We start from the raw sequence: 10,096 nt of genomic DNA, 5'->3' as shown, positions 1-10,096 counted from the left end.
GGGATCTCGGAACCGGGCCCGCAGATTTTATCAAAATCTACTAGGTTTTTAGAGTTTTTCTACAGCCTGAACGCCCACGGCAGGGGCGGATTACCTTATGCGCGTTTTGCGCAAAAATGGGAGCGAAGCGACCGCGCAAAACGTGCATAAGGTAAGCCGTCCCGCGGAGGCCCGAAGGGCCGTAGCTTCACTGCCCGTGATTGTTATGTTTCTCGGCCTAGCTTCTTTAGCACAAATGTAATACCCAAAGCAGCAAGGACAAACACCACCATAACCTCGTGATTTCCTGTGTTATCTGCCCACCTTTGAGCCCTCTTCTTACTCCCCAAAATGCTAACAAGTACGAGCGGCAACCAGATTACGCCCAAAATTAAGCTAACTGCCAGCGCTGCCTGGCTGTCTGCTCCCTCTCTATAGAAGACGGCAATCGAGACAGCCAAGAGAGATATACCAATAAGGAACAGTAGTACTCTTGAAGATAATTCATCAAATTCTTCTCTTTTTCTTCTACTGCTCACGATTACTCCTGAAACATAACGCTTTGCTAAGCGGCGCACAGCTTGGTGATTGGTTTTGCGTAAAATTGGCGCAGCCAATGCAAAACCAAGCGCCGAGATGGGCGTCCAGTGGAGGCCACTTGTGGCCGGAACGTTGCTTGAGCAACTTGTTATGAGTATTTAAGCACACTATATGCTACCCATATTAAAAACCCTATTAGCAAACCACTTAGCAAATAGAGTGCACCCGTATTTAGGTAAATACCAACGGCAGCCTTACTTTTACGCTCTAATGCAACCATTTGCTCTTCCGTTAGCGGGCATGAAACTTTATGCTTTTTATTTGCCAACAATGCAATTGCATCATTTTCTTGACTAGATAAAACAACCCAAACACTTACCTTTAAGGAACCAGTAGCATAGCTTGACAGCCGGAAAGAGTTTAAGGATGAAACGTGCGTAAGGATACCCTTATGTCTTAGCCTTTCCGATAAAGTTTTCGCATCCACTTCTGATTCAAACTGTTTAAGCAGCTTCATCTTCACTGATACTCATAACGCCCACGGCAGGGGCGGCTTACCTTATGCGCGATTTACGCGAAAATGGGAGCGAAGCGACCCGCGTAAAACGTGCGTAAGGTAAGCCGTCCCGCGGAGGCCCGAAGGGCCGGAGCATCACTGCCCGTGATTGTTAATGTTGGGGGACTCAAAGCGAGGCTGCACATTAAAAACCACCAAACCTAGAAGCCACCAAAAATCAACATACCTCTAGCGGCACGTTTGGCTGTACCGTACCACTCTTTCCCAGGAGCAGCTAAAAAGCCAAACGGGACTACCCCACTACATTTCTTCCGGCGCCACCACCAAACTAAAAGAATGGAAGCCACTACTGCCTATTAAAACCAACCGTAAAGTCCTGCTAGCGATTTCGTTTCTACAAGGCCGAAAGCCGCCGAATCGCTAGTAAACTACCCCCGAACTCTCGAAGGCGCCGGCATGTTGAACCGGAACATTAACGCCGCGCTCAGGCGCGGACAATTTTGGGGCTTTATGCGCGAAAATGGGAGCGCAGCGACCGCGCATAAAGTGCACAAAGTTGGCCGTCGCCTGCAGTGCCTTGTTAACGTGAACCTCGGTTGCTACCGCCGAAGCGCACAAAACAAAGAACCAACTCTGGCCTAATTTTCTGCCCTTAAAAGAAGAGAGTTTTCCCATGAACTTTGAAAATCTCATTCTTTCCTTAACCCCAGCCACAAAGATGGCCTTGAATCGAGAATCTGTGCTTGAAGCGGCATGATCTCTACCTTCAGCTGACTCTCAGGCTGCGCGAAATCAGTTACCGGAAAGTTCGTTACCTGCTTCTGAATTCCCGAGCCCGACAAAACCCGCTACAGGATTCCTTCTTTTTTCTTGCAGGTTAACCACTTTCACTTTTGTAATTCCCTACGTTAACGCCGCGATCAGCCGCGGCTTACTTTGTGCACGTTTTGCACGAAAATGGGAGCGCAGCGACCGTGCAAAACGTGCACAAAGTAAGACGTCGGCTGCATTGCATTGTTAGGGCGATTCTCGAAGCACCCTACTGACCGCAGCCACTTTTCCTGAGTCCATTTCAAGATCAACTGCGACGATTGAATGAAGAAGCAACCCTCCACTTTCATTATTGTTACGGCATCTCAAATAAACTCGACAATACTGGTTTAACTCAAAAAAACCAAAAATATTCAATGTACTTTCTGGGTTAACACAGCCCTTGATCTCCGAAAGTTCAGTCGTATGTGGTAATTTATTTAGAGCTACCCATACTTCCTCACTCTCTGCCCAATCAGGCTTGCACGGTACTTTGGTAAACTCGAAATTCACCAGCTCCTCTGCGTTTACAAATTGCGATATAGCTAGCGCCAAAATAGTCCATTTCATGGCCATTGCCCTAACGCCGCGCTCAGCCGCAGCTTACTTTGGGCGCTTTGTTGCGCAAAATAGGAGCGGAGCGACCGCGCAACAAAGTGCACAAAGTAAGATGTCGGCTGCAGCGCCTGGTTATGGCTGACGCGCTCCGAACTACCTACGCGCACCGAATGCGCCGAAGCTCCTTAAAAACGAGGAAAGAAATTCCAATTTCCCCCAACCAATTGTTTTCCTATTGGCACACCATCTTACTGCAGCGGAGTTGCCGTGTTTCCCATGAGATTAAACGAAAGCTCTAGGAACGAAACTGCTTAATTTTATCATGGCAGATAGCCAAATGCTGCGTGCCAAAATAGAGCTCTAAATTACACGCTGGCACAGACCACCATTTTTACAGCCCGGCACCATAACGCCCACAGCAGGGGCGGCTTACCTTGTGCGCATTTTGCGCGAAAATGGGAGCGTAGCGACCTGCGCAAAAGGTGCACAAGGTAAGACGTCCCGCGGAGGCCCGAAGGGCCGGAGCTTCACTGCCTGTGATTGTTATGAGTTCCATGCCTGGATAGATGTCACTATATACCGCCGGCTCTCCAACGCTCTATTTTTAGGGCAGGAATAGTCTATGAATAAGCCCAATGTTAATGCATTGCCACGAACTATATAACCTAGAGCTTTTGGCGACTCGGTAATTTTTGGAAGCTCAGTTATATAAACGGCAACTTCATTGCCCACTTCATCTAAAAGCAAGTTTCCGCTGCGTGCAGGTAAACAACCGTCATTCAAATTTTTAGGACCCTCAACTTCAACCATGGTTGAGGAACCCTCTGAACTTACAACAATCTCAAAGCCCAATTTTTCAGCTAGGTCAGGTGACAGCTCAACTTCTTCAATTACACCGGCCGCTATTACTGGAATGGAAAAAATGAAACTGGCCAGAAAAATCAGGGTTCGAATCATGATCTACTCATAACGCCCAGCGCAGGCGAAGCCAGCGCGGAGCACCTTTTGTGTTAATGTTTGAGCGACAGCGAGCAACACAAAAGGTGCGTAGCGTTGGCTGTCGCTCTGCCGCTGTTTGTTAGGCTGGGGGCTCCGCAGTACCACGACTTTTCCCGAAGACCCTGTTGGTCACGAGAACAGATATCAAAAATGACAACAATATGATTCCTGGAACCAGGAAAATGTACGATTCGTCGAAATTTATAACCTTTTTATAGGCTTCTTGAACTTTTACCTGCTCAGGTGATAGTCCGGAAGAATCCATCGCAAGAATAGCTTCGAAGGTACATAGCTGTTCTTTGGCTTCATTACTGCCGGCAAGAGCAGAGATACATTCATTTTCTGATCGGGACAAATTATCGTGAAGTGAACGACTATGGGAATCGATCAAGTAAATTCCGCAGGCTGACAGTGCAACCCCTAGAAATAATATCAAAAATATTTTTTTCATCACTGGCTCTCTTCTAGCCTAACGCCCAGCGCAGGCGCAGCCAGCGCGGAGCGCCTTTTTTGTTAATGTTTGAGCGCCAGCGAGTAACACAAAAGGTGCGTAGCGTTGGCTGTCGCTCTGCCGCTGCTTGTTATGCGTGCCGGGTGAGGTTCACGCGAATTACGTCTTTGTGGACGCCGTAGACCAGTACAATACCGAGCTTTTCATTGAAGTAGTGAGCCATAATTCCGTTACTCAACCTCAGCTCCCAATCCCCTAGGTTTCCGTATCTTGCAAGGTATAGTTTTAACTTTCTTGCCTTTCCTTTAGCCCAAAGCCTACCAATTGGATCGTTGTACCAAACCGAAGAAATTACACCACTTTTCTCATAAATTGCGATATCAAATTTATCAGTATTTACACGATACGAGATTTCACTATCAGAACTCTCTTCGACTGGAGATCCCAGTTTCGAAATAATCTGGATACCATCATTAATAGATTGTCCGAGATCAATTTTTGGGCTTAATAGTTTCTTTGGCCAAATTGAGTTAATCATGTCCTATCGCATAACGCCCAGCGCAGGCGCAGCCAGCGCGGAGCGCCTTTTGTGTTAATGTTTGAGCGCCAGCGAGTAACACAAAAGGTGCGTAGCGTTGGCTGTCGCTCTGCCGCTGATTGTTATGCATTTTCCTGCCGCCTGGCCATGAATGCTGCCAGAGCTCCACAACCAATAAGCACTACGAAATGCGGTACATAAATCATGTATTGGCTGGAGTATGTGGCAAACAACACAACTTCACACGAAACAATTGAAATCAGCGCTGTCATCCATGGATTAAGCCGAAATAGCTTTATCGAGAAGAAAACAAGTAGAAAAGCAATAACTCCATACCCCAAGAATTGCGTCACGGCAATATCCCAAACTAGGAAAGTATTGGCGGATAGAAGGTCAGACACTTCTTTCGGAACTGCAATTGCGGCAGAGAATCCAGTGAAATATACACCCAGATAAGCCACAGCTATTCCGACCAGCACTCCGACAACTACGTTATTCATGTATCTCTCCTTGATGCATAACGCCGCGCTCAGCCGCAGCTTACTTTGGGCGCTTTGTTGCGCAAAATAGGAGCGGAGCGACCGCGCAACAAAGTGCACAAAGTAAGATGTCGGCTGCAGCGCCTGGTTATGGCTGACGCGCTCCGAACTACCTACGCGCACCGAATGCGCCGAAGCTCCTTAAAAACGAGGAAAGAAATTCCAACTTCCCCCAACCAATTGTTTTCTTATTGGCACACCATCTTACTGCAGCGGAGTTGCCGTGTTTCCCATGAGATTAAACGAAAGCTCTAGGAACGAAACTGCTTAATTTTATCATGGCAGATAGCCAAATGCTGCGTGCCAAAATAGAGCTCTAAATTACACGCTGGCACAGACCACCATTTTTACAGCCCGGCACCATAACGCCGAGCGCAGGCGCAGCCAACGCGGAGCGCCTTTTGTGTTAATGTTTGAGCGACAGCGAGTAACACAAAAGGCGCGTAGTGTTGGCTGTCGCTCTGCCGCTGTTTGTTAGGCATTTGCACGGAGTTTGCTACGCAAGCGCATTTGCGTAGTTCCATTACCACTTTCCCATGCTTCAAAAAGACCAAACCAGTACAGCCGTTCGTTGAATGTTAAACCGCTAATATTATCTACTGCGGCATTTTTAAAATTCTGAAATTCAGAGTGGAACTTGTTGTAGGAATCCTTATCTTGGAACCAAAAATTTCCATGCCATTTCTCGATTAGATAAGCGAGACCCTCAATATCTTGATCATCTTGCTTCCATTCTCCGACCCAGCGCGAGAGGCTTTCTTTCAATTCCGTTTCAGGTACAGAATTAACTAGTTCATCAAGGTTCATTGAGATGCCTAACGCCCTGCGCAGGCGCAGCCAACGCGGAGCGCCTTTTGTGTTAATGTTTGAGCGACAGCGAGTAACACAAAAGACGCGTAGTGTTGGCTGTCGCTCTGCCGCAGCTTGTTAGTGTTTCGGCGCACTGACAACTCCCTTTAGCACTTCTTGGCTTGATGTTACCACCGCAAAGAACGAACGCGAATAGGTCTTCCTGTACTTGGAAAAACCTCTGTGCGGTGCCGCCACTACTGGCAGAGACCTTCAGTTTCCCACCGTGGGCGAAGCCGACGATTATCTGTAAGCGGCACGGCACAAATAGAGATGCCGGAAAATATTCAAAAGCCGGCTTGCCGATGCCAAATAGTGGGGCCTCGATTTCACGCTGCAAATTCTCACCACATCGCGTGCCGGAACCACCGTGTAATGCACCGAACTTTCCGAAAACCAAAACCCAAAATGCCACTGCTGTAAAAAACACTAACAGTTTTATTCATACGCCAAAGGCGTGTTTCCCCAACCCAATTATTTTTAGGCACCGAATTCAACGGTGGCGATAAATCACTGTAAAATCAATATTTTGCAAACCATTCTGCAAATTTCCGCCCAGAGAATGCAGCCTATGGCTTTTGTTCTTATTTTCTAACTGGCACTTTTTAGGTTCGATTAAATATATAGATATCAACGAGTTAGCCTATCCCATTCCCTGCACACACGCCATAGGCTGCTGATCTCGGTCAATTATTTCTTTCTGACACCATAATGCGGATATTACTTAACCAGATCCACAAAAAAAGCCGGCCTCAGGTGCTGGGGCCGGCTTGTCGCGCTCAGGTGAAGCGTGGTGCTGCGGTTATACCGCACCCTCTTCTATTTTGTGCTTCCAGATTACCGGGCCGGTGTTGTGCACTGACTCACCATTACTGTCCACCGCCACTGTGACCGGCATATCTTCCACTTCAAATTCGTAGATGGCTTCCATCCCCAGCTCCGGGAAAGCGATAACCTTTGCGTCCTTGATAGCCTGGGCCACCAGGTATGCAGCACCGCCGACAGCCATCAGATAGACAGCTTTGTTATCTCGAATAGCTTCAATTGCGGTTGGGCCGCGTTCGGCTTTTCCGATCATCCCCAGCAGGCCAGTTTCTTCCAGCATGGTACGGGTAAACTTGTCCATACGGGTAGCAGTAGTAGGACCGGCGGGGCCAACAACCTCTTCACGAACGGGATCCACTGGGCCCACGTAGTAGATAAAACGGCCGGTCAGGTCTACCGGCAGCTTTTCGCCTTTGGCCAGGATGTCGACCATTTTTTTATGCGCAGCGTCGCGGCCTGTAAGCATCTTACCGTTCAGCAACAATGTGTCACCGGGCTGCCAGCTGAGTACGTCTTCTGCGGTCACTTCATCCAGATTGACACGACGGGTATTTCCGCCGGCTTCACGGGTGATTTCCGGCCAGTCTTCCAACTTTGGAGGAGTCTGGCGCGTTGCGCCGGAACCATCCAGGGTAAAGTGGGTGTGACGGGTAGCGGCACAGTTGGGGATGATGGCTACCGCTTTGTTCGCCGCGTGGGTAGGAAAGTCCTTGACCTTCACATCCAACACAGTGGTAAGGCCTCCCAGGCCCTGGGCGCCAATGCCTAACTTGTTCACCTTGTCGAACAGCTCCAGGCGCAGCTCTTCAGCACGATTGGAAGCGCCACGCTCCTGCAGGTCTTGGATGTCGATCGGATCGAGAAGGGACTCCTTGGCCAGCAGCATCGCTTTCTCGGCTGTGCCGCCTACACCAATACCCAGCATGCCCGGCGGGCACCAGCCGGCACCCATTTTGGGCACCATTTCCAGAACCCAATCCACGACGGAGTCGGAGGGGTTCAGCATGGCAAATTTGCTCTTCGCTTCGGAGCCGCCACCTTTCGCTGCCACATACACATCAACGGTGTCGCCGGGGACGATTTCGTAATGGATGACCGCGGGGGTATTGTCGCCAGTATTCTTACGTGCGCCATCCGGGTCTGCCAGGATAGACGCACGCAGTACGTTATCCGGATTGTTGTAGGCGCGGCGGACACCTTCGTTGACCATGTCGGTCACGCTCATTTCCGCGTCCCACTGCACGTTCATGCCCACTTTCAGTTTCACGGTCACGATACCGGTGTCCTGACAGATGGGGCGGTGGCCCTGTGCACACATGCGGGAGTTGATCAGGATCTGCGCCATGGCGTCTTTCGCCGCCGGGTTGGCTTCCTTTTCGTAGGCCTTGTTGAGGGCCTGGATAAAGTCCTGTGGGTGGTAGTAAGAAATGAACTGCAGCGCGTCGGCCACGCTGTCGATCAGGTCGTCCTGGCGGATAATCGTCATTGCCGGCTCCGGTTGTCTCTCGTCTCGAAGGCGGCGATTTTACACGAAATGGCTTGGGGTGTTGGGCGAGACGATATGAAGGGAGGCAGAAACTACCTGCCTGAATGACGCCGATGAAAATGAGAATGATTAACGGCGGGCTCCACCGCCGTTAATCCTTTTGAATCCTAATATTTGAACCCTGCCTGACGCCTGATTGACGCCCCGTTCAGGGCACGGATATCAGGGCGCCGAGGCTGTGGTAGAGCTGGATTGCAGGCTGCGAATAGCATCACGCAGCTGGACCAGATCCTTGTTCACGGTACGACGGTAGCTGTCGATAGACTGCACAGCTTCTTCATTGGCACCCACGCGTGCGGTCAGATCGGCACGCACGGAATTCAGCTGCCGCTCGATGCTCGCCACCTTATCTTTAGTTTCGCGCGACGCGGTTACCGTAGACTCTTTCAACTTGCTGATCTCGCTCTCAAGTGCAGCGACTTTTTTCAGACTGCTCTCAAAGCCCTTGACCCTGCTGGAAAGAGCGGCCACTTCTTTCTTGGCAGCGTCGGCGGTCGCCTTGTTCGCGGCAATGCTCTTGCGATTGGTGTCGTATGACACGCCCCACAGCTTGCGGATTTCGGAGGCATTCTCCTTCACTTTCGCGTTGAGAACTTCCACAGACGCAGCAGACTCCTCCCCAGACATTTCAAACCGCTTCTCAAGTTGCACGATTCGCGCGTCTGCATCTTTCAACTGAGCCACAGTTTCCTGCCACTGGGTATACAGAAAGCCGGCCCCGCCCAGACCGGCCAGTGCCAGCATCAGCGCCACGATCGCCAGAAATGAAGAACCACCCCCACTGCCCGCCTCAGTCACAGGCTCTGGCGCGACAGGCTGGGCAGGCCCACGGCGACCGCCGATCGGCCCGTTGGGGATTTGAGGGTCCATAGAAGATGAACTGCTGCCATCGAATGTGGGCTCTCTGCGTTGCATGCTGTTGATCCTGCGTTGGCTCGGCCTTTGAGGCCGGCGTGGGAAACCGATTTTGGAGATGAAAACTGCGGCAGTTATACCAAAAATTGACGAAAAAGTAAGCGGGTTCAGTTATCAGAATAGGACACCAGGGACCGGACATGGTTCGCCATTGAGAATCATTCGCAGCACTTAATTACAGTTACCGTGTCTTTAGCGACATTTGAGCCGTTTTCGGCCTGTCCGATGGCTTAATAATGACATCAAGCGCGTGTAGAATGCGTGCCACCAACAACTGACCTGCTACTGTACTTGGGTCGGTACAGGTCCCAGACAAAGGAAGGAATATCACATGGCACATGTTCTCCCCGAACTCCCCTATGCTATGGACGCGCTGCAGCCGCACATCTCCAAAGAGACTCTGGAATTCCACTACGGCAAGCACCACAAAACCTACGTCGACAAGCTGAACGGCCTGCTGGAAGGCACTCCGGAAGCCGACAAGTCCCTGGAAGAAGTGATCAAATCTTCCTCCGGCGGCGTTTTCAATAACGCAGCGCAGATCTGGAACCACACCTTTTACTGGAACTGCCTGAGCCCGAATGGCGGTGGCGCCGCTACCGGCGCGGTAGCCGAAGCGATCAACGCAGCCTTTGGTTCTTTCGACAAGTTCAAAGAAGAATTCACTACAAGCGCTGTGAACAACTTTGGTTCCGGCTGGACCTGGCTGGTGAAGAAATCCGACGGCTCGGTCGCCATCGTCAACACCTCCAACGCCGAGACCCCGCTGACCGACGACAGCGTCACCCCGCTGCTGACCTGTGACGTATGGGAACACGCCTACTACATCGACTACCGCAACGCGCGTCCGAAGTACATGGAAGCCTTCTGGGCACTGGTCAACTGGGACTTCGTGAATCAGAACTTTGCCTGATCACTGAGTTAATTCCAGTTAGACCAAAAGCGGGCCCATGGCCCACTGCTGTCCCACAGTTTGACAGTCATGAGACCAGCCTCATTTGAGGCTGGTCTTTTTGATTGGGTGGCGGGC

General features: G+C 50.5%; 11 protein-coding genes. 1 reads left to right on the top strand and 10 read right to left on the bottom strand.

All coding sequences use genetic code 11. The features are described from left to right. Positions 1-203: 203 nt before the first annotated feature. The 10 genes from AAFH99_RS08080 to AAFH99_RS08035 form a co-directional block, all read right to left on the bottom strand. Entirely contained in the window at positions 204-518 is a 315-nt protein-coding gene (locus tag AAFH99_RS08080; protein WP_406829132.1) for a hypothetical protein, read from the bottom strand. Positions 519-667: 149 nt separating this feature from the next. Further along, the gene (locus AAFH99_RS08075) at positions 668-1,042 is read right to left on the bottom strand and encodes a hypothetical protein (protein ID WP_406829131.1); all 375 of its coding nucleotides are present in this window, start codon (positions 1,040-1,042) and stop codon (positions 668-670) included. Between the two features lie 1,011 nt (positions 1,043-2,053). Then, positions 2,054-2,416, bottom strand: coding sequence for a hypothetical protein (locus AAFH99_RS08070; protein WP_406829130.1), 363 nt, complete (start codon positions 2,414-2,416; stop codon positions 2,054-2,056). Positions 2,417-2,947: 531 nt separating this feature from the next. Continuing rightward, complete coding sequence (locus tag AAFH99_RS08065) at positions 2,948-3,361, bottom strand: hypothetical protein (RefSeq protein ID WP_406829129.1); 414 nt, start codon at positions 3,359-3,361, stop codon at positions 2,948-2,950. A 121-nt stretch (positions 3,362-3,482) separates the two neighbouring features. Next, on the bottom strand, positions 3,483-3,854 hold the full coding sequence (locus AAFH99_RS08060; RefSeq protein WP_406829128.1) for a hypothetical protein: 372 nt from the start codon (positions 3,852-3,854) through the stop codon (positions 3,483-3,485). A gap of 130 nt (positions 3,855-3,984) precedes the next feature. Further along, positions 3,985-4,392 (bottom strand): hypothetical protein, encoded by a 408-nt coding sequence (locus tag AAFH99_RS08055; protein ID WP_406829127.1) that lies wholly within the window; start codon positions 4,390-4,392, stop codon positions 3,985-3,987. Positions 4,393-4,514: 122 nt separating this feature from the next. Further along, positions 4,515-4,892 carry a hypothetical protein gene (locus tag AAFH99_RS08050; protein ID WP_406829126.1) on the bottom strand — a complete coding sequence of 126 codons (378 nt, stop codon included), beginning with the start codon at positions 4,890-4,892 and terminating at the stop codon, positions 4,515-4,517. Positions 4,893-5,405: 513 nt separating this feature from the next. Further along, a complete protein-coding gene (locus AAFH99_RS08045; protein WP_406829125.1) occupies positions 5,406-5,738 on the bottom strand; it encodes a hypothetical protein in 333 nt (110 codons plus the stop codon). A gap of 844 nt (positions 5,739-6,582) precedes the next feature. Next, a complete protein-coding gene (locus AAFH99_RS08040) occupies positions 6,583-8,091 on the bottom strand; it encodes a fumarate hydratase (protein ID WP_043317164.1) in 1,509 nt (502 codons plus the stop codon). A 222-nt stretch (positions 8,092-8,313) separates the two neighbouring features. After that, positions 8,314-9,066: a hypothetical protein gene (locus AAFH99_RS08035; RefSeq protein ID WP_043317166.1), complete on the bottom strand. Its 753-nt coding sequence runs from the start codon at positions 9,064-9,066 to the stop codon at positions 8,314-8,316. A gap of 331 nt (positions 9,067-9,397) precedes the next feature. On the opposite strand from AAFH99_RS08035, the gene AAFH99_RS08030 reads away from it, so the two are divergent. Next, positions 9,398-9,979, top strand: coding sequence for a superoxide dismutase (locus AAFH99_RS08030; protein WP_043317168.1), 582 nt, complete (start codon positions 9,398-9,400; stop codon positions 9,977-9,979). The last annotated feature ends 117 nt before the right edge of the window (positions 9,980-10,096 follow it).

Origin of the sequence: Microbulbifer sp. ARAS458-1, assembly GCF_045348205.1 — a bacterium.
Lineage (GTDB): Bacteria > Pseudomonadota > Gammaproteobacteria > Pseudomonadales > Cellvibrionaceae > Microbulbifer.
This window is presented reverse-complemented; position numbering and strand designations above follow the sequence as displayed.

Excerpts from the sequence above, each read along its gene's own strand:
- AAFH99_RS08070 (WP_406829130.1), bottom strand. The coding sequence starts at position 2,416 with ATGAAATGGACTATTTTGGCGCTAGCTATATCGCAATTTGTAAACGCA.
- AAFH99_RS08065 (WP_406829129.1), bottom strand. The coding sequence starts at position 3,361 with ATGATTCGAACCCTGATTTTTCTGGCCAGTTTCATTTTTTCCATTCCA.
- AAFH99_RS08060 (WP_406829128.1), bottom strand. The coding sequence starts at position 3,854 with ATGAAAAAAATATTTTTGATATTATTTCTAGGGGTTGCACTGTCAGCC.
- AAFH99_RS08055 (WP_406829127.1), bottom strand. The coding sequence starts at position 4,392 with ATGATTAACTCAATTTGGCCAAAGAAACTATTAAGCCCAAAAATTGAT.
- AAFH99_RS08050 (WP_406829126.1), bottom strand. The coding sequence starts at position 4,892 with ATGAATAACGTAGTTGTCGGAGTGCTGGTCGGAATAGCTGTGGCTTAT.
- AAFH99_RS08045 (WP_406829125.1), bottom strand. The coding sequence starts at position 5,738 with ATGAACCTTGATGAACTAGTTAATTCTGTACCTGAAACGGAATTGAAA.
- AAFH99_RS08040 (WP_043317164.1), bottom strand. The coding sequence starts at position 8,091 with ATGACGATTATCCGCCAGGACGACCTGATCGACAGCGTGGCCGACGCG.
- AAFH99_RS08035 (WP_043317166.1), bottom strand. The coding sequence starts at position 9,066 with ATGCAACGCAGAGAGCCCACATTCGATGGCAGCAGTTCATCTTCTATG.
- AAFH99_RS08030 (WP_043317168.1), top strand. The coding sequence starts at position 9,398 with ATGGCACATGTTCTCCCCGAACTCCCCTATGCTATGGACGCGCTGCAG.